At 44.1% G+C, this 20742-nt stretch carries 13 protein-coding genes; 7 read left to right on the forward strand and 6 right to left on the reverse strand.

Going from position 1 to position 20742, the window contains the following annotated elements; all coding sequences use genetic code 11:
- The first annotated feature begins 185 nt into the window (after positions 1–185).
- The gene (locus tag BLQ87_RS21845) at positions 186–494 is read left to right on the forward strand and encodes an RNA recognition motif domain-containing protein (RefSeq protein WP_062548794.1); all 309 of its coding nucleotides are present in this window, start codon (positions 186–188) and stop codon (positions 492–494) included.
- Between the two features lie 106 nt (positions 495–600).
- Here BLQ87_RS21845 and BLQ87_RS21850 read toward each other — a convergent pair whose 3' ends face one another.
- Positions 601–1200, reverse strand: a complete 600-nt coding sequence (locus tag BLQ87_RS21850) for a hypothetical protein (protein ID WP_074611236.1) — start codon at positions 1198–1200, stop codon at positions 601–603.
- Between the two features lie 98 nt (positions 1201–1298).
- Here BLQ87_RS21850 and BLQ87_RS21855 point away from each other — a divergent pair, with 98 nt between their 5' ends.
- Together BLQ87_RS21855 and BLQ87_RS21860 are read left to right on the forward strand one after the other, a co-directional pair.
- Positions 1299–2525 (forward strand): sterol desaturase family protein, encoded by a 1227-nt coding sequence (locus BLQ87_RS21855; protein WP_074611050.1) that lies wholly within the window; start codon positions 1299–1301, stop codon positions 2523–2525.
- Positions 2500–3189: a lysoplasmalogenase gene (locus BLQ87_RS21860; protein WP_074611052.1), complete on the forward strand. Its 690-nt coding sequence runs from the start codon at positions 2500–2502 to the stop codon at positions 3187–3189. Before BLQ87_RS21855 ends, BLQ87_RS21860 begins: the two co-directional genes overlap by 26 nt.
- Here the strand turns inward: BLQ87_RS21860 and pbpC are convergent.
- From pbpC to topA, 4 genes are all read right to left on the reverse strand, one after another.
- On the reverse strand, positions 3186–5576 hold the full coding sequence (gene pbpC / locus BLQ87_RS21865) for a penicillin-binding protein 1C (RefSeq protein ID WP_074611054.1): 2391 nt from the start codon (positions 5574–5576) through the stop codon (positions 3186–3188). The genes BLQ87_RS21860 and pbpC overlap by 4 nt on opposite strands.
- Before the next feature lies 1 nt (position 5577).
- Positions 5578–11187 carry an alpha-2-macroglobulin family protein gene (locus BLQ87_RS21870; RefSeq protein ID WP_074611055.1) on the reverse strand — a complete coding sequence of 1870 codons (5610 nt, stop codon included), beginning with the start codon at positions 11185–11187 and terminating at the stop codon, positions 5578–5580.
- Positions 11188–11260: 73 nt separating this feature from the next.
- Positions 11261–11665: a hypothetical protein gene (locus tag BLQ87_RS21875; protein ID WP_074611056.1), complete on the reverse strand. Its 405-nt coding sequence runs from the start codon at positions 11663–11665 to the stop codon at positions 11261–11263.
- 22 nt (positions 11666–11687) lie between these two features.
- Positions 11688–14252 (reverse strand): type I DNA topoisomerase, encoded by a 2565-nt coding sequence (topA, locus tag BLQ87_RS21880; RefSeq protein ID WP_074611057.1) that lies wholly within the window; start codon positions 14250–14252, stop codon positions 11688–11690.
- A gap of 541 nt (positions 14253–14793) precedes the next feature.
- Here topA and BLQ87_RS21885 point away from each other — a divergent pair.
- The 3 genes from BLQ87_RS21885 to BLQ87_RS21895 all read left to right on the forward strand — a co-directional run bounded on the left by BLQ87_RS21885 (position 14794) and on the right by BLQ87_RS21895 (position 17100).
- Positions 14794–15306, forward strand: coding sequence for a glutathione peroxidase (locus BLQ87_RS21885; protein WP_074611058.1), 513 nt, complete (start codon positions 14794–14796; stop codon positions 15304–15306).
- Positions 15307–15413: 107 nt separating this feature from the next.
- Positions 15414–16175, forward strand: coding sequence for a 5'-nucleotidase C-terminal domain-containing protein (locus tag BLQ87_RS21890; RefSeq protein ID WP_083361996.1), 762 nt, complete (start codon positions 15414–15416; stop codon positions 16173–16175).
- Entirely contained in the window at positions 16153–17100 is a 948-nt protein-coding gene (locus BLQ87_RS21895; protein ID WP_074611059.1) for a bifunctional metallophosphatase/5'-nucleotidase, read from the forward strand. The genes BLQ87_RS21890 and BLQ87_RS21895 overlap by 23 nt, the downstream gene beginning before the upstream one ends.
- On the opposite strand, the gene mnmA is transcribed toward BLQ87_RS21895, so the two are convergent.
- Positions 17097–18188 carry a tRNA 2-thiouridine(34) synthase MnmA gene (mnmA, locus tag BLQ87_RS21900; RefSeq protein WP_074611060.1) on the reverse strand — a complete coding sequence of 364 codons (1092 nt, stop codon included), beginning with the start codon at positions 18186–18188 and terminating at the stop codon, positions 17097–17099. The genes BLQ87_RS21895 and mnmA overlap by 4 nt on opposite strands.
- A 182-nt stretch (positions 18189–18370) precedes the next feature.
- On the opposite strand from mnmA, the gene BLQ87_RS21905 reads away from it, so the two are divergent.
- Complete coding sequence (locus BLQ87_RS21905; protein WP_074611061.1) at positions 18371–20662, forward strand: GH92 family glycosyl hydrolase; 2292 nt, start codon at positions 18371–18373, stop codon at positions 20660–20662.
- The last annotated feature ends 80 nt before the right edge of the window (positions 20663–20742 follow it).

The following is a 20742-nucleotide window of genomic DNA, read 5'->3' on the forward strand; positions in this document are numbered from 1 at the left end:
AGGAATGAATTAAAACAGGCGACGGATTTAAGCCTGATCTTTTTTTCAAAAAAAAATATCGTAACTGAAACAAAAAAGGCCTGCCGGTTGTTTTGAAGATTAAATTGATAATTATACTTATAACTGACACTAGCATTGGAATTTAAGCTAAAAATGCTTAACTTTGTGCAAATTTTTAAACATTAATGAAGATATTTATTACAGGCCTTCCGTTAGAAGTAGGGGAAGATGAATTAACAGCCGTATTTGGTGATTTCGGTCAAGTAAAATCACTTAGGATTATCAAAGATCGCGAGACTGGTCAAAGTCGTGGTTTTGGTTTTGTGGAAATGCCGGTAGAAGAAGAGGCAAAAGAAGCAATCAAACGCATGAACGGTGGCGATTATAACGGTAACCGAATTAAAGTTGCTGAAGCTCAGGAAAAACCAGGTACTGGTGGCGCCGGAGGCGGTGGTGGCTTTAAACGCAATAACCGTACAGAGAAAAGCTATTAATAGCTTTTTTCTTATTACAGTTCAAGATTCTATTTTTATAGATCAATCCATATAGGGCAGCAAATATGACTTATATCATATTTGCTGCTTTTTTATCTGGATAAAATCAATTCTGGTTTACCAATGCTGTAACCAGGCTTTTCCACTGTGGATAAGAGAATCCAATCTTAGCACTCCATCCAACCAATACATTTCTGACGTTATTGATCAATACCCCACTGTCTGAATTGGGAACTTCATTGCGTCCATGAACTTCTGCATGTACTTCAAGCCCCTTTCTGTAGACTTTAAAGGTAGAAGTAGCTTTGTCTTTAAAAAAATGTGCCGTCTCGTTATCGGGGTGTAAAGGATTCGCTGCCGGTCTTGCCCGCATCGTAATGGACTGTCCCTGCGCGGATTGTTCTTCCCTGATCAGTTCTACAACTACCCAGTCAAAACCATCGCCGGTGGTCGTTCCCGGACCGGGTATGTTGATCTTAAAATGATCGCCTTCCATCGCCTCACGCCGAATTTCCCTGCCGGAAGCATCAGTCAACGTAAATGTTGCCGAGGTGAAGCCACAAAGTTCATCCCAATTGAAAACTTCCAATAGCCGCGTCCTTGCCAATGCATAAAATGCCTTTGCTGCTGCTTCGTTTTTAAATGTTGTTTTTTCAAAAACATCCATTTCTGATCCTTCTTCCTGTTTTGGGATATCTTTCTTCATTTTTACCATTTTTTCTTACAACAGCTCAAGCCTGATTTTGTTTCCTTTGACCCCATCTTGCAGGCTGTATTTATCGCCATTTTTATTAAATTAGTAAAATGAAAGTAGATTACATTGCTTTATCTGTCCCTGTATTTTTCATCCTGATCGGGATAGAACTGGCCTGGAACTTCTACAGGAAACTGAATTATTACCGGTTTAACGATTCCATCGCTAACCTGAGTCAGGGAATCGGGCAACAGCTCACGGGCATTTTCATGAAAACGGCTTTATTCTTTGGCTATAAATACATCTTTGAAAACTGGAGGTTGTTCGACCTGCCACAATCCATCTGGATCTGGATCATCCTGTTTATCGGTGTTGATTTTTTCTATTACTGGTTCCACCGGATGAGCCATCAGGTAAATGCTCTATGGGCAGCGCATATTGTGCACCATCAATCCGAAGAATACAACCTGACTGTCGCCTTAAGGCAGTCCTGGTTTCAGGGCTGGTTTTCCTGGGTATTCTACCTGCCACTGGCATTTGCAGGTTTCGACCCGATCATGTTCCTGACCCTGAGCTCATTTAATACTTTATATCAGTTCTGGATCCATACCCGCGCCATTAAAAGTATGGGGCCACTGGAATGGATTTTAAACACGCCTTCCCATCACCGGGTTCACCATGGCTCCAATCCAAAATATATCGACCGCAACCATGCCGGAACCCTGATCATCTGGGACCGCATCTTCGGTACCTTCCAGAAGGAAGAAGAAGAGGTCTATTATGGAATTACTACACCACTGGCCAGCTGGAACCCCATCTGGGCCAATGTCCATTACTGGGACGAATTGTTGAAAACGGCCAGGCAAAGTCCGAGATGGATGGACAAGATCAATGTCTTCCTTAAACCACCGGGATGGTTTCCCGCACATTTAGGGGGATTTAAATCTGCTCCTGAGATCGATCCTTTGATTTATAAAAAGTATGATCCGCAGTACCATCAACAGCTGACGGGCTATGTACTTGTCCAGTTCGTCGTAGGGCTCATTGCAGGTTCAGCCATCCTGTTTTTACACAGCAGCCTTCCTTCACCTGCTTTAATCAGCGGGGCAACCTTCGTGATCTTAACCTTACTCACCTGTGGTGCCTTGCTGGAAGAAAAGAAATGGAAGGTAAAATTTGAATATGCACGTTTGGTATTGGGGATTTTAATAGTTTTGCTCCAGGATTTTCCGATCGGTTATCAGGTGATATTTTGTGGCCTGAATCTCTGCTCGGCAGTCTGGTTTTATAACCTTCAAAAAAAGAATGTAGATGCTGAAGAAATACCTGAAGTTTAACCTGTTATTTGCGCTGATTTTTATCCTGCAGATCTGCGCAGAATTTAATGAATTGAGTACCCTGAGGTATGTGATTAAGCCTTGCATCGTACTTTCGCTATTGCTGATGCTCTATACCCAGACCGGGTTGAAAGGAAGGTTTCATAAACGTTTGTTTGCCGGACTGATCTTTGCCCTGGCCGGGGATGTATTGCTGATGCTGGCCTGGCAGGACCCTTCCTATTTCATGTATGGCCTCGTTGCCTTTTTAACCTGCCATATTTTTTACATCAGTGCTTTTTACCTGGACTTCCGCTCTGCGCAGGAGCTGGATAAGAAAGGGGCGAGGATCGCGATTATATTGTGTGCGCTCTTTAGCATTACATTTTACTTCTACTTACGACCGCATTTAGGTGGAATGAAGCTTCCGGTAATGATCTATACCTTTGTGATCAGCATGATGATGATGATGGCCGCGTTCAGAAATCAACGCGTGAATACCCTCAGCTTTAACCTGATCCTTGTTGGTGCCTTATGTTTCCTGTTATCCGATTCTATCCTTGCCTGGAACAAATTTGTGAAGGGCTTTGACTTCGCAGGAGTATTGATCATGGCGACGTACATGGCGGCACAATACCTGATCACAATGGGTGCTGTGGAAAGGAAACTGCTGAAAAACGATTAGTGCTTTCCTTTCTCTTTATCCAGCACCGTAAAAGTCTGCATTAGCCTTTCTCCATTCTCGTCGACCAGTGTCAGGGTATGTTTTCCTGCCGGAGGACTGACCGCGAGCTGGTGATACGATTTGGTCGTGGCCACATACTCGTTGTCTATATGCCAGTAAATCTTTGCATTGCTGTTGCGGTGTGTCGCATTTAAAACCACCTTTCCTCTGCTGCCGTCGAATTCTACCGGAATGTAAACGCTGGCATTGTTCTTTGGATAAATCATTTCCATCACATAATTGCTGCCTGCATCGGTACAACCCGGTTTAAAAGGCGGCAATAGCTTATAATCGCTGTTTTTGATTTTATAGTAATACTCCATTGCTGGTGGAAGCACAAACCAGGGCTGATGAACCATCGTTGCGGTAGATTCACATTGATCGGTCACCCTAAAAGTAGCGGTCTGGTCCAGGTGGATGAGTTTATGGTAAGGACAAAGCCCTGTTTTCTCTCCGGAAGGGGAAACGAGTTCTTCCAATGTTTCCCGGCAATATTCACCGGCTTTATAGCCGCTCTGTTTACAGACTTTCATTTTCCGGAGCTGATGTTTAGGCATCTGAAACCATTTGCCATTTGGCAGCTGACGGAAGATGTCAAAGAGCACCGGAGCAGCCACGTCAACACCGGTTAAACCAGGCCGGCCTTCGCCATCGGCATTGCCCACCCATACACAGACCACATATTGTGCCGTCAGTCCAACCGCCCAGGCATCGCGGAAGCCAAAGCTCGTTCCGGTTTTCCAGGCCACCCTTTGTGAAGAGGAAAACTGTTCCCAAAGTCCTTCTTCGCCCGGCCTCATGAGTTCTTCCATGGCGTTAAAAGTGTTCCAGATTGAACCATAGTCGATCGTGGAGGTCAGCTGGGTTTCGTAAGTGTCAAAACGTTCATCCCGTTTCGCTTTCACATAACGGGGTGCATCGTAATCATGAGGGTTATATTTTCCCTGGTATTCATTGAAATGATTCAGTGTCCTTGCCATACCCATATACGTTTTGGCGAGGTCCCACATCGTCACTTCACTGCCACCCAGGATCAGCGATAAGCCATAATGATCTGCCGGTTGGTTCAGGGTGCTGATGCCCATTTTCTTGAGCTTATCATAGAAGCGCTGGTATTTATAGCTCTGCAGCATTTTCACGGCTGGAATGTTCAGGGAACGGCTCAATGCCCGGTCTGCGGGAATGGCGCCATCGTAGCCCAAATCATAATTCTGAGGGGAATACCCATTGATCTGCGTAGGCACATCAGGAATCAGGGTTTTGGGCAGGATAAAACCATCGTTCAGCATGCCCGCATACAGCAAGGGCTTTAAAGTACTGCCCGGACTTCTGGGGGCCTTAATCATGTCTACATGACTTTCGAGTTCTTTATTTTCCGGTTGATAAATGTTCCCGACATAGCTGAGCACCGTTCCGTTTTTAACATCCAGCACCAATGCGGCGATGTTATTGATGTCGTTGGCCCGGTAGCGGTTGTTGTAGCGTTTCAATAGGGCATTCAGCTTCAGCTGCAGGTCAAAGTCCAGCGTAGACCTGAGGCTGGTGCTTTGTAAGGCTTGCTCTTCTGCTTTAAAGCGGTTGAGCAGGTGGGGGGCATTTTGTGGCAGCTGCTGAGGTTTTCCAGGGATGGGTTCCAGCTTGGATAAGTTGGCGGTTTCCTGGTCTATCATTTTTAACCCTGCAATTTTATCCAGCAGGTCGTTTCTCTTTTTGATCAGCTTTGCGGAGTTTTTACCGGGATGGACGAGGGAAGGGCTGTTTGGAAGAACAGCAAGGGTCGCCATTTCTCCCCAGGATAAGCTCCCGGCACTTCGCCCGAAATACCGCCAGGAAGCCGCTTCCAGGCCAACGACATTGCTGCCAAAAGGAGCGTTTGCGGCATATAATTTCAGGATATCTGTTTTAGAATGCGTCAGTTCCAGCCGAAAGGCCAGGATAACTTCAATCAGCTTCTGCCAGACCGTGCGGCTTTCTCTGCGCGACAGGCGGATGACTTGCATCGTTAAGGTGCTGCCGCCACTCACCACGCTTTTGGCCTTCAGGTTTTGACGCATCGCCCTCGCCATCGCCAGGAAATCTATCCCCGGATGGGTAAAAAAGCGCTTGTCCTCAAAGGCGACAATACATTGCTGAAACTTCTGCGGAATCGTATCTGCCACAGGGAAGCGCCATTGCCCGTCTTTGGCGATGGCGGCGCTTAACAATTCCCCATTGGAAGCTTCTACCACATAAGAGGTAGGATTTAAGAATAATTTTGATGGCAAAAGGAACCAAAACCAGCACAACAATAAGACGCAAATCACATCGCTGAACACCAGTTTTGGTTCGTAACTGAACTTTTTAAACATGCTACTTAATTACCTGCACCCATTTCCCTGCCGTAGTTGCACTAATATTGTCGTTATACATTGCTTCACACTGTACTGCTGAAAGGTAATAGCGACCGATATAGGACGCGTTTAACAGCACTTTGTAAGTTACCGTCTCATTCTCCCTCAGGTTGAAATAAGTGAACACACGGTCGTCCCTGATGTCTCTGTACGTATATGGCGAAGAAGCAACAGCACTCTCACTGTCGTTGATCCTGTTATTGATGATCTCCCAGCCGGAAGGGAAGATCTGCGTCAATGCCATTTGCTCATAATAACCCATTCTTCCCGGGTTTTTGATCGTCACCTCTGCATAGAAATCTGTTCCTTGTTTTAAGGTCGATGGATCCAGTGATTTTCCATTTAACAATTTATAGTCGATGTTCATTTCCAGCGCCTCTGCATTGTTCGGCAGGAAGTTGTTTTGTCCGGCCGAAGGTTGCCCCTGAAGGATCAGACGTCCGAATAAAACACGGTCGCCGGTATTGTTGATGACTACGCCGTTTCCACCTTTAAAGGTTAAATCGGTAATGTTCATGAACTGACTGGAATTTGTAGTTCCGCTTTTTCCATCGATTTTATAGTTGTATTTCAGTGTATTTGAAGCGGTATTGGCGCCACAGAACTTGGCAATCGCCAGTAAACTGTAAGCCGTAGTTTGCGTACTGTACCAGTCGTCCCTGCCTAATTTGGCTGCCAGTGGCTGGATCAGCTGTGCTGCTGCCGATTTACGGCCAAGAAGGGTTAAGGTTTCCAGGATCATTGCCTGATCACGTACATCAGAGCCATAGGTTCCGCCCATTTGGTTATAAGGTTTCACTTCTGTGGCCAGCCCTTTGATCAGACCATTCGCCGCATCGGCTTGTCCGGCCAGTTTATAAGCCGCTGCCAGTCGCCATTTAGCGGTTTCCGACAAGTACTGGAAGGCTTTTAACCTGTTCATCGCTGCCATTTCCGGTCTTTTAGCGAGTGCAAGCACATATAAACGGTAAGACTGAGACAGGTCACCACCATAGAAATTGGTACTGTTTGGTGCCCAGTTCGCCGCTTTACTTTTCAGGTAACGCAGCAATTCGTCCAGCATGCCCACCGGAAGGGTATAACCTGCATTTTGTGCTTCTACCAGGAAGTGCCCGGCATAATTACTTCCCCATTCGTCGGAAGTACCTGCACCCGGCCAGTAGCCTAAGCCACCATCTCCGGTCTGGAAGCCGCGTAATTTATTGATTCCTGCTTTCAGGTTTCTTTCTGTCGTCGCTTTTTGCTGCTCTGTAAGCGGTGTTAACTTATTGAGGAACAACTGAGGGAATACTCCTGAGGTGGTCTGTTCTACACAACCATGGGGATATTGCATCAGGTAACTCAATCGTTTTTTAAGGTTGATCGGAGGGATGGTAGAGAGTTCCAGACTTCCCGTATTTGTTCCTGCCATGCCTACAGGCAGGTAAGAATTAACCCAGTTTTTGCCCGGCTCAATCACAATAGGAACCACATTGGTGATGTATGGATTCGGGTTTCTGATGTCCAGTTCTACATCGTAGGCTGTTTTCTCTGCACCACTCTGTGCAATCAGTTTTACCTTGGCAATGCCCGTCATTTCCGGAACTTTGATTTCAAAGTAAGCCATTTGCTCTCCCGGTTGTTTGAAAGTCAGCTGTTGTGTTTTACCACCGATGACTTCCAGGTTCGCAGATTGCAATTGCAGGGTGACATTTTTAAGGTTCTTTTCTGTCGCAAATACGGTTGCAGGCAGGGTGAAGCTTTCTCCCGGACCGATTACCCTTGGCAAAGTTGCCAGTAGCATCAACGGTTTTTTAACCTGTACACTTTTCTCTGCGAAGCCATAAGCGCCATCCTGACCGGCAACAACCATCGCCCTTATCGCACCAATATATTGAGGCAGTTTAAATTTATGGGTATTGCTTGCGCCTTTAGAAAGTGCAAAAGGGCCGAGATATTTCACGACAGGAACAAACCTGTTTGCTTTTGCAGGGCTGAGGTTCTTGTTGATGCTTCCATCACCACCAATGCTCAGGATTCTTTCCAGGTTACCGCCCCATGCACCGAGCACATAATCAAATAAATCCCATGTTTTTACGCCCAAACCTTCACGGGCATAGAAGATGCCATGAGGATCAGGCGTTTTAAACCTGGTCAGATCGAGCAAACCTTCGTCTACAATGGCAATGGTATAGGTCATTGCTTTTCCGTTTTGTTCTGTTACCGTAATGTTGCTTTCCGTTTCCGGTTTCAGTTTATCGGCCATTTTGATCATTGGTTTTAAGATCGTTTCCGGATCTTCAATGAGCAAAGGAATGGCACCGTACATCCGGATAGGGAGGTCGTTCAGTGTTTGTGCATGTGGTTGTAACAGCGTCACATTGGCAAACACATTCGGTGCCATGTTCTTTTCTGCTTTAAACTTAAATTGTGTTTGTCCGGCTTTGGTATCGGTCCAGAAAGTCTTTAACACCTTACTTCCATTTTCAATCGAAATCAATGCCCTGCCATCTTTTCCCGAAGGAATGGTCAGCACAACTTCTTCACCTACTTTAAATTTGGTTTTATTGGCGGTGAAAGAAAGCATGGATGCTTCCGTAGGATTGCTGTTTTGTTCACGTTGCGCCCATCCCGGCCAATCGATATAGACCGATTTACCGGAAACATGGCCTCCGTTATGGTCTCTCACCAGGATCATGTAACGACCCCATTCCGGTTCTTCGACCCTCAGGTTCCAGCTGGCTTTACCACCGCTGATCTGAACGGTTTCTTTTTTAATCAGTTTATTATAGGAGTTCTGCGTGAAATTGGCAAAGGAATTCTCATTGTCCTGTTCCCACCACCAGCGCCATTGCACTTTATACAATTCTACATCTACAGATTTTGATCCGCCAAGCAGTTTTCCATCTCTGTTGACATTGACAATGTCTATTTTATGGTCCTGACCGGTGAGCAGCATTCCACTTAAACGGTCTCCTTCCGGCGCTTTAATGCCGTAGTAGTCGGAATACACATGGTAGGGGATACTGAAATTGTCTATACTGAAGTTACCACCGGCTTCGAACACTTTAATCGCAAAATTGGCTTTCAGCATTCCCGGAGCAGTATTGTTTTCACTTAAATTCGTGCTTACCGCGGCGGTTCCGTTTTCATTTAAGGTGCCTTCAAAGATCGTTTTCAGCTGCGACTGGAACGAAACGGTCGGGTTGTCGAAACTATAATTTTCAAAGCCCTTAAAGGTCGTCTGCATGGTATTCAGACTTACATCCACCTTCGCTTTCAGGTTCTTGCCCGGCGCGCCAAATAACCAGGTTGCCGTAAGGGAAGCCGCAGCTCCGTTTCCGGAACCCAGATAAGGACGGTTGCCATAGTCGAAATTGATCTTCAACCGGTTTGGCATCACCGTTTCAATCTTAATGGTTTTAGAAAAAGTGGCTCCACCGGCTTTCACTTTTGCCAGCCAGTTTCCTGTTGGTGCGGTACTTTCGGTAGCCGTTCTGAAGGCGTAGAACCCATTTAAAGGTTTTCCATTGATCATCCTTTTAACGAGTTGCCCCTGTGGATTATAAAATTCGAAAGTTACCGGATAACCGCCAGGTAGCTTTTTCAGTTTATCTTCCAGAATGAAAGAAAGGAACACCGAATCTCCGGGACGCCAAACGCCACGTTCTCCGTAGATGAATCCTTTTAAGCCGTTTTGCACCACATCTCCACCTACATCAAACCTGCTCAATGGAAGAGAACTTCCATCGTCCAGTTTCAGATAACCACGCTCATCGCCATTTTTAGCGATCAACAGGAAAGGTTTCTTTTTAAGGTCAAATGAGGCCATTCCATCGCCGTCTGTTTTTACGGTATGGATCACCTGTTTCTGATAATCCAGCAATTCTAACGTAACACCGCTCAGTGTTTTTGCCGTTAACAGATCTGTCGCAATGATCATCATGCTGTTGTCGTTGCCACGTTTGGCAATCAGGCCAATATTTGAAGCGATCAGGTTCCTGCTTGCCCAGCGTTCACTGGTATAGTAGGATGGCGTACAAGGATTATCCCGGTCTTCCCAACGGTAATTGTTGGGGTAATTGCTGTTGTACCGGCTCCAGAAATCATCGTCTTCATCGATCTTCTCTCCGTAGCCGCCGTATTCATCTTCTTCTCCTGAAACCGCTGAAGCATCTGAATCATCGCTGTTTTCTGTATTGGCTTCCACACATTTAAAGACGTTATATTCTCTTCTGAAACCAACGGTAACACGATACATTGCACCTGGTTCTGTACGGATAATCTTATCCAGATCGAGGGTGAAACGGTTTTTCTTATGCAGGTCCAGCGCTTTATCCTCATCCAGGCGAATGGTTTTCTGTACGATAGGTTTCCCTACACGGCGAAGTTCCTGTCCGTCTTTATAATTGTTGGTCTGGAAAAATTGCGGGATATTGTTCTCATAGATTTTGATCACCGTTACATCCACAGCTTTTAAGTTTACTGCTTCAAATGGTAAAACCAGTTTCCCAGAAGTAGGTAGGATGCTTCCGCTTCCGGCAATGGTTACCGAAGGCAGTTTATTCTCAAAAACGATATTTGCTGTTTTAGCAGCGGATAGTTTAACACTGTTGATATTTTCGACACCTTCGTTCACCGTGAACGCATAATTTCCTTCCAGTGTTTCGGCAGAATACACCTTCACCTGACTGGCATCTATGGTAAACCTCAGGTCAGTCAGCTGGGCAAGGGAGATCAATCCGTTCAGGTCCTGTGCTACGTTAATCGGCTCAGAGAACTGAACGAGCGCAAAATCTTCCAGATCCTGTATGGCTTTCATGTTCAGGATTTTGAAAACACCCAGTGCAGGAACTTCCAGCACTTCTTCTCCTTTACCTGGTGCATCAATGGGATCACCGGACCAGATGAGCTTTAAGGGATTGTCGGATTTTGTTTTCTTAATGCTGTCTACGGTAAAAGTAGAAACGTTTTTTGCAGGATTGTGCTGCCATTTCACTTTTAAGGATTGCGGGAAATCTATTTTTAAGGCTTTTTCAATTTGCTTTGGATCTTCCTGATCGGAAGTCAGCACTTCTCCGCTTAATTTCATATAATCAAGGGAAGTATTGTTTTGAGAAACCAGTCCGTTTTGCGTCAGGCTAAGTCCGGGACTGATGACTCTGAAATTGAATTCAAATTCTTCCAGGCCTTTTTCCGTTTCCGTCACTTTGTTCAGGTTGAAGGTCGCTTCGTAATCTTCTCCGGGTTTCAAAGGCTCATCGGGTCTGAATTCCAGGGTCTGGGAGTCGATCCAATACGTTTTTCCTTTTACAGAAGGGGAGAAGCTGAACAGGTCCCGGGAATCGGCCACGCCAATATCACTCATGGTTTTCACCTGACTGGCCAGATGGAGCCTGACATAACTTTTCTTGGAAACTGTTCCCGAGGTATAGGCTTCTATGTATTTAGAATAAGCCTGATTGTAGTCTTTTGGTCTTTCTTTTTTGAAAAAGAAGAGCGAGGCAAGGCCGATGATGATGACCGCTACCGAGCCGATAATAATTCCTTTTTTATTCTTCTGAATAAATGGAGATGACGTGAATTTCATACACTTTTATGGTAAAGTTGGAGATGTGCATGAAAATTAGCAAAAAGGATTGGTATCGGAAACTAAACCGAAATTATTTTATCATCACACCCGGCATATTTACCAAAGGAATCCGGATTAAATTATCATCAACGATACTTTCAGGAAGGAAAATAAATTTTTTATCATAGATCACCTCGTCGAGGTAATAGCTTAACCAATATTCATTGGTTAAGCCAAAAACTTCAGGATCTATTGCTTCAACGCCTGTAAAAGAACGGGGCTGAAGGTCTCCGAGTGAATGTCTGAGCACAGAGGTCTGCACCATTCTGCCATCTTTTTCTCCGTAGCCTTTAGAGCTGATCAACACATTTTTCAATGGTTTATCTTTCAGGTTAATCAGGTAGACAGTCCAGTTTTTTACTTCCGGGCTTTCGCTCTTCAGCACTACTGCAACGGCAATGTCTTGTACTATATTTTCAGGGAGATCTTTCTTCATATCTGCATTGAGCAGGCAAAGCCTACTTTTTCTTTGCTACCGGTTTCTTTTTTGCTGGAGATTTCGCCGCTGCCTTTTTCTTGGCAGCTTTAGGTTCAAAAGCGTTAGGCACCTGTTCTACAATTAGTTTTTTTACGTCTTCGAGGGATACGCCCGCAAGGTCTTCAGGAGTATATTTCTCTCCTGTAGCCGGGTTTTTACCCAATTTCAGCATGTCTTTACCGAAACGGATGAAGGGTCCCCATCTGCCGTTTTCAATCGCAATCTTCTCTGCAGTCCATTGCTGAATAAACCTGTTAGCTTCTTTCTCTACCTTTTTACCGATCAGCTCTTCGATGTCTTTCTGCGTCAGGAAGTCGAAGTTATAAGCTTTAGGCACATTGATAAATAAGTCGTTCCATTTGATGAAAGGACCGAAGCGGCCTTTACCTTTAGTTACCGGTAAACGCTCATAATGCGCCACTGGTGCATCAGCAGTAACTTTCTCAGCGATAATTTCAATGGCACGGTCTCTGTCTACAGACAGCGGATCTTCGTTTTTAGGAATGGAAATATAAGCATCTCCCCATTTCACGTAAGGACCAAAACGGCCTACACCTACGGAAACTTCTTTACCTTCATAATCTTCCAGCTGGAAAGGAAGTTTGAACTGTTCCAGGGCATCTTCTAAGGTTACAGTTCCTACGGATTGGGATTTCGACAGGCTGGCATAACGCGGTTTTTCCTCGTCGTCATTCTGTCCGATCTGTACCAATGGTCCGAATTTACCCACTTTAGCATAGACATTCTTTCCGGAAGCAGGATCAATTCCCAATAGACGCTCTCCGTTGGCACGGTCGGCATTTTCAAGGGTAGTTTCTACTTCAAGGTGGAAAGGCGTATAGAAGGAGTGGAGCATTTTTGTCCATTCCTGCAATCCCTGAGCAATCTCATCGAATTCCTTTTCTACGTTGGCCGTAAAGTTAAAGTCGACAATCCCTTTGAAATGTTCTACCAGGAAGTCGTTTACTACTTCGCCTATATCTGTCGGGAAGAGTTTTGATTTCTCTGCCCCTGTGATTTCTGTTTTAATTTGTTTGCTCACTACTCCGTTAGCCAATACAATGGAGCTAAAGGAACGCTGGCGGCCATCACGGTCTTCCTTAACGACATATCCACGGTTCTGAATCGTAGAAATCGTTGGCGCATAAGTGGAAGGTCGGCCGATGCCCAGTTCTTCCAGTTTCTTGATCATGCTTGCCTCTGTATATCTGGCAGGCGGACGTGAGAAACGTTCTGTGGCATTCATTTCTCTCAGGATGAGCTCCTGACCTTTGGCCAATGGAGGCAGCATATTGCTGTCTTCCGAATCTTCCAGGTCTTCTTCATCACTTGATTCCAGGTATACCTTTAGGAAACCATCAAATTTGAGGACTTCACCTTCGGCAACCAAATGCTCTTTACGGGTACTGATGGCAATCTGAGCGGTTGTTTTTTCAAACAAGGCTTCACTCATCTGAGAAGCGATGGCACGCTTCCAGATCAATTCATATAAGCGCTGTTCTGAGCTGTCGCCGGGTACGGTATGGTGGTTGAAATAAGTAGGGCGGATGGCTTCGTGAGCTTCCTGTGCACCTGCTGTTTTCGTTTTATACGTTCTGATCTGATGGTATTTATCGCCCCATGCGGATTTGATCTCTGCTGATGCTGCCTGTAATGCAGTCTCCGAAAGGTTTACCGAATCGGTACGCATATAGGTGATCCTTCCACTTTCGTACAGGCGCTGTGCAACCTGCATCGTCCTTGATACGGAATATCCGAGTTTACGGGAAGCTTCCTGCTGTAAGGTTGAAGTGGTAAACGGAGGCGCAGGATTTCTTTTCGCAGGTCTGGTTTCCAGACTGTCTACGCTAAAGCCTGCTTTAATACAATCGTTTAAGAATTTCTCTGCATCTGCTTCCTGCTCAAAGCGCTGAGGTAATTCTGCTTTAACCACTTCTTTCCCTTTTCCGGTGCTGAACTGTGCAGAAACCTTAAATGCTGCTGTTGCATTAAATTTATTAACTTCTCTTTCTCTGTCTACAATCAGACGAACAGCCACCGACTGTACGCGTCCTGCAGATAAAGAAGGTTTTATTTTTTTCCATAAAACAGGGGAGAGCTCAAAACCTACCAGCCTGTCCAGCACACGTCTGGCCTGCTGGGCATTCACGAGGTTATAGTCGATCGTACGCGGAGTTTCTATCGCCTTTAATATTGCAGGCTTAGTGATCTCATGAAAGACAATCCTTCTTGTTTTATTTTCTTTTAATCCTAATGTTTCAAATAAATGCCATGAAATCGCTTCTCCCTCACGGTCCTCATCGGACGCTAGCCATACCATTTCGGCTTCCTTTGCTAATTTCTTAAGCTCTGCAACGATCTGCTTTTTATCAGCAGGAACCTCATAGGTCTGGGCAAAATTATTGGCTACATCAATACCCATATCCCCTTTAACCAAATCCCGGATATGCCCGTAACTTGATTTAACAAGGAAATCTTTTCCTAAATACCCTTCGATGGTTTTAGCTTTTGCAGGTGACTCAACTATTAATAAATTCTTCGCCATTCAGAACGTTTTTCTGCAAATAAAGCTATAAATAAGGCTAATTTCAAAATTCGATATGATTTTTATAGTAAATATATTTGAAAATGTGTCATTTTGCCCATGATAAAGTGGTGACTTATAGCCGATTTAAACAAAAATGAACAGTTTTACGGTTTTTTAGGATCTTTTCTCCGGGATTGTTTGGATTTGGTTCTAAGGCATGTATTGTAAACATCTGGAAGGAATATGGTCGTGCTGATTCGGGCAAGCTTATGACCGCTTGCAGGAATACTCATTTTAAGCCCGTTTTACACAAGCTGCTGACCCGCCTTTAATACGCTTTCAAGCGGGTCACCACCGAGTATAGAGCGTGTATAGAGCCTGGTTAGAGCGCGTATAGGTAAAACAGGAATTGGACATGGATTTGTAAAGTCAAAATGTTGTACCGGATTGACTTTACTGATCCGGTATTAACCGAACCCGGGTTATATCTTTACTATTTAATTATATATATTAAACCTTTTTGTGCTTAACTTCGTTTATACATTATAAAAAAACAAAAATGAATACATTATTAATATTACTGAGCCTGATGTTTACCCCACCGGCGAAAAGCATTTATGATTTCAGCTTCAAAACCATTGATGGCAAAGAAGTAAAGCTTTCTAAGTTTAAAGGAAAGAAAATCCTGATTGTGAATACCGCTTCCAAATGTGGTTATACCCCACAATATGAAGCCCTGGAAAAATTACACAAGCAATATGGTAAAAATGTAGTGTTAATTGGTTTCCCGGCTGGTAATTTCGGCGGACAGGAATTGGCTACCAATTCTGAGATTCAGGATTTCTGTAAAAAGAATTTTGGGGTGACCTTTTTACTAAGTGAAAAAGTGAGCGTAAAAGGAACGGATATCAATCCATTGTTCAAATACCTGACTTCAGAAGAGAACCCTGATTTCAAAGGAGACATCAACTGGAATTTTGAAAAATTTCTGATCAACGAGAAAGGACAATTGGTTCACCGTTTCAGATCTAAAGTAACACCAATGAGCGAAGAGCTGACTAAAAACCTGTAGTCAATTCTTTCTTTTTAAACATCAAAAGAGAAATCCTTAACCTGGATTTCTCTTTTTTTTAATCCCAAAACGCATAGATTAATTTAACTTTGGACTTTGAAATCATTATGCAGCATATCCAACCATTGAGAAAATACCTGGCATTGGCCGCTATCCCATTCTTCTTGATTTCCTGCGGCAGCCATTACAAACTCGTAAAAAGTAACCGTGCGGAATACAAGATGAACAATGAACGGGCCGTCGACAGCAGCCTGATCAAAACCTACCTTCCTTATAAAATAAAGATGGAGCAGGAGATGAACACGGTGATCGGACATTCCGAAGTGTTGATGAGTAAAAATGATAAGGTGCCTGAAAATCTGCTGAGAAATTTCTTTTCTGATGCTTTACTTCATGAAGCCCTTAAATTTGATCCGGCAGTTGATTTCGCGATGCCTTCCACCAATGGCGGTTTGCGCGTTGATATCCCAAAAGGGGAAGTGAAAATGGCTAATATTTTTGAGGTCATGCCTTTTGAGAACGAAATGGTGATCTTTACATTGGCCCCTTCAGACGTGAAAAACCTGCTCAATTTTATCGCTAAAACCGGTGGTCAACCCGTTGCGGCATTGAGAATGAAAATTGTCGATGATCAGCCTACGGAAGTGATGATCAATGGAAAACCTTATGATCCGACAAGAAACTACAAGATCCTGACTTCAGATTATGTAGCCGAAGGTGGCGACAATGTACAAAGCTTCAAAAATCCGATAGAGAAAAAGATGATTGGCATCAGAATGCGCGATGCATTGGTCACCTATATAAAAGAAAATGAAGCTGCCGGTAAAACAATCAATCCTAAATTAGATGGAAGAATTACTAAAAATTAACCGCAGAAACTTCCTTAAAACGGGAGGGATGGCAGCTGCAGCAGTTGCCCTGAACTTGAATGCTTTTGATGCCATCGCAGCCGGGGACCTGGTAAAGCTCACGATATTACATACCAATGATGTACACAGCAGGGTAGAACCTTTCCCTATGGACGGTTCGAAGTATCAGGGACTGGGTGGAACCGCAAGGCGGTCTGCACTGATCAAGGCGATCCGCGAAAAAGAGCAGAATGTATTGTTGTTTGATGCCGGAGATATCTTCCAGGGAACGCCTTATTTCAACAAATATGGTGGCGAACTGGAAATTAAGCTGATGTCTGAAATGAAATACGATGCCGCAACAATGGGGAACCATGATTTCGACAATGGCCTGGCAGGATTTTACAAGCAATTGCCACATGCCAATTTCCCAATCCTCTGCAGCAATTATGATTTCTCGAATACCTTATTAAATAAGTCTACACAACCCTATAAAATCTTCAAAAAACAGGGGATTAAAATCGGGGTATTTGGAATCGGGATCAAACTCAAAGGACTGGTGGCAGACAGGAATTATGCAGAAACGCAGTTTCTGGATCCTGTAGCAACCGCAAATAAAACGGCAAGCCTGCTCAAGAATGACCTTAAATGTGACCTCGTGATCTGTTTATCTCATTTGGGCTACCGGTACGACAGCAACAGGGATTCTGACCAGGTATTGGCTAAAAATACAAGGAATATTGATCTGATCATCGGAGGGCATACCCATACTTTCATGGATCAGCCGGAAGACATCCAGAATCTGGATGGAAAGATGACGACGATCAATCAGGTTGGATTTGCGGGGATTAACCTCGGCCGGTTGGATTATTATTTTGAAAGATATAAGGGCAAGCGTATTAAAACTGCTGCACCTTATACCATTTCAGATCAATTAGATCGTTAACAAAGGAAACCGCCTCCAAGAAGGTCGTTTCCTTCGTAGAATACGGCAGACTGGCCCGGTGCTATTGCCGATACAGAATGATCAAATACCACGCGCATTTTATCTTTCTCCTGAACAATAGTGCTTAGGGTTCCTGCATCTTTATACCTGATTTTAGTCACCACGTTATCCATAGGTTCTAAAATATTATCATATTTAATCAGGTTTACGTTTCTAACCATCGCTTCTCTGCGTTCCAGCTCATCTGCTCTTCCCAGAACAACAGTATTGCTTTCCGGAAGGATCTGGGTTACAAACATGGGTTCGCCAAAGGCAATGCCCAAACCTTTTCTCTGTCCGATGGTGTAGAAAGGGTATCCTTTATGCTGTCCAACCACCATTCCGTTGCTGGTAATAAAGTTGCCACCTGCAACACGGTCTTCCAGATCGCCAACTTTATGCTTTAAGAAGGCACGGTAATCATTGTCGGGAACAAAGCAGATCTCATAGCTTTCGCTTTTCTTTGCCAGTTCTTCCTGTCCCATATCCAAAGCCATCTGACGGATATCCGCCTTCGCAAAAGATCCCAAAGGGAATTTTGTACGGGCCAGGTTTTCCTGAGATACCCCCCAAAGTACATAAGACTGATCTTTATTTTCGTCCAGACCTTTAGAGATCACATGACGGCCATTGTCGTGCTGCCTTACATTGGCATAGTGACCGGTTGCGATAAATTCACAGTCCAGTTTGTTGGCACGTTTCAATAAAGCTTCCCATTTAATGTGGGTGTTACATAAAACACAAGGGTTTGGCGTACGGCCTGCAAGATATTCATCAACGAAGTTATCAATTACATAATCACCGAACTCATCCCTGATGTCTAATATATAGTGTGGGAATCCGTAATTTACCGCCAAAGTACGCGCATCATTGATGCTGTCCAGGCTGCAACATCCGGTTTCCTTACCGCTGGTACCTGAGGTCGCATAGTCCCATGTCTTCATGGTCAATCCGATAACTTCATATCCTTGTTCGTGTAACATTACTGCTGCTACTGAACTATCTACCCCGCCACTCATGGCTACCAATATTCTACCGAGTTTACTCATTATAATTTATTCTGACGCAAAAATAAAGGTTTTTACTGATACATTCTCATTTATGCCGTCAGTTACTTGTAAAAAGGAGAAATGATAAAAGTTCTGATTAAACGTTATAGCAACATAATAAAGCTAATTCTTTACAGATTATTTATACCTTAGGTTTATCATAAAAAATTTCAAATCAGAAAATGAAGAAAGCTTTATTGTTTTGTTTACTGTTTCCCGCACTTTCCATTCAGGCACAACAGGCCCTGGTAAAGTATGTAAAACCGATCATTGGCACCCAGAAGATGGGCCATACTTATCCCGGTGCAACTGTTCCTTTTGGGTCGGTGCAGCTGAGTCCGGATACAGACACGCTTTCCTATGAGTTCAATGGGAAGTACAATGGCGATGTGTATAAATATTGCGCAGGATATAAATATGAAGACAAGACGATTGTCGGCTTTAGCCATACGCATTTCAGTGGTACGGGACATTCCGATCTCGGAGATTTCCTGATCATGCCCACACAAGGGGCATTACAAATGAACCCGGGAACAGCTGATGTTCCTAAAAGTGGCTTTCGCTCTGCTTTTTCTCATCAAAATGAAACCGCAGAAGCCGGATATTATAAAGTAAAACTGGATGACCATCAGATTCAGGCCGAATTAACGGCGAGCAAAAGGGTAGGGATGCACCGCTATACTTTTCCAAAATCAGCGGAATCGCACATCATCCTCGACCTGATGTCGGGCATCTACAATTACGACGAAAAAACGGTTTGGACGTATGTACGGGTGGTGAACGACAGCCTGATTACCGGATACCGCCAAACCAATGGATGGGCGAGAACAAGAACAGTCTTTTTTGCGATGTCTTTTTCAAAGCCTTTCAAAAACTACGGACAGAAAAACTTTGATAAGAAACAGGTATATGGTGGCTTCTGGAGGAAATTCGACCAGAACAACAACTTCCCGGAAATTGCCGGACGAAGGATCAGAATGCATTTTGATTTTGACACGGATGAGCAGGAGCAGGTCGAAGTAAAATTTGCATTATCTCCGGTAAGTCAGGACAATGCGCTGGAAAATATGCGTACAGAGATCCCGGGATGGAATTTTGACCAGGTGAAAACCCAGGCGCAGGAAGAATGGAACAAAGAACTGAACAAGATCAACATCAATGCTTCAGAAGATGATAAGGTAAACTTTTATACGGCAATGTACCATGCTTTTATCAACCCAACCACTTATGGAGACGTAAACGGGCAATATAAAGGGCTGGACCAGAATGTACATCAGGCGGAAGGTTTTACCAATTACACGACTTTCTCGCTTTGGGATACCTACCGGGCTTTACATCCTTTCTTTAACCTCATCCAGCCATCCAGAAATAACGATATGGTGAAGTCCATGATGGCCCATTACGACCAGAGTGCATTGAAGATGTTGCCGATCTGGTCGCATTATGCCAACGACAACTGGTGCATGAGCGGATACCACAGTGTATCTGTCCTTGCCGATGCGATTGTTAAAGGGGTATACAATGGTGATGCCGGCAAAGCGCTGGAGGCCTGTATCACGACCGCTAATCACCGCAATTATGAGGGGATAGGAAAATACATTGACATGGGATACATTCCTGCAGAAAGCAGCGGAACTTCTGTTTCCAATACGCTGGAGTATGCATACGACGATTGGTGTATCGCGCAGATCGCTAAAAAACTGGGCAAGCCGGAAATTTATGAAACGTTTTTGAAACGCTCCCAAAACTGGAAAAATGTATACGATAAAAGTATTGGCTTTATGCGCCCGAGACTTGCGGATGGTACTTTCAAAAAGGAGTTTGATGTGCTGAGTACCCACGGACAGGGATTTATAGAAGGGAATACCTGGAATTACAGCTTTTTTGTACCACATGATCCGGAATCCTTAATGACTGCCATGGGCGGGAAGAAGAGATTTGCTGCGCGTATAGACAGCCTGTTTAACATGCACCTTCCGGATGAGTTTTTTGCCGATACCGAAGACATTACCAGAGAAGGGATTATTGGCGGTTATGTTCATGGAAACGAGCCGGCTCACCATGTGGCGTATTTGTACAACTGGGCTGGTCAGCCCTGGAAAACGCAGGAAAGGGTGAGAATGATTTTAAAAATGCAGTATAAACCGACGCCCGACGGGTTGGGAGGAAATGACGATTGTGGTCAGATGAGTGCCTGGTATATGTTTTCTTCTTTGGGTTTTTACCCGGTTTCACCAGGTTCGGATGAGTATGCTTTAGGTAGTCCGGCCGTTAAATCCGCCAGCTTAACGCTGGAAGGAGGGAAAACTTTCAGTATCGAAGCGGTTAATCAGAGCGATAAAAATGTTTATGTGCAAAAAGTGCTCTTAAATGGAAAAGTTTTGACAGAAAATAGCATTAAACATCAGGAAATTGTAAAAGGAGGAAAATTAATGTTCTATATGTCTTCTAAACCTGTTAAATTTTCAAATTAATGTGAAATTAATCTGCTGAAAAGGAGTATTTTACAACTAATAGGAATAAATCCATAAAACCTGCTAAAATCAGTTAAAAA

It is taken from the genome of Pedobacter steynii, assembly GCF_900103665.1.
Classification (GTDB): domain Bacteria; phylum Bacteroidota; class Bacteroidia; order Sphingobacteriales; family Sphingobacteriaceae; genus Pedobacter; species Pedobacter steynii.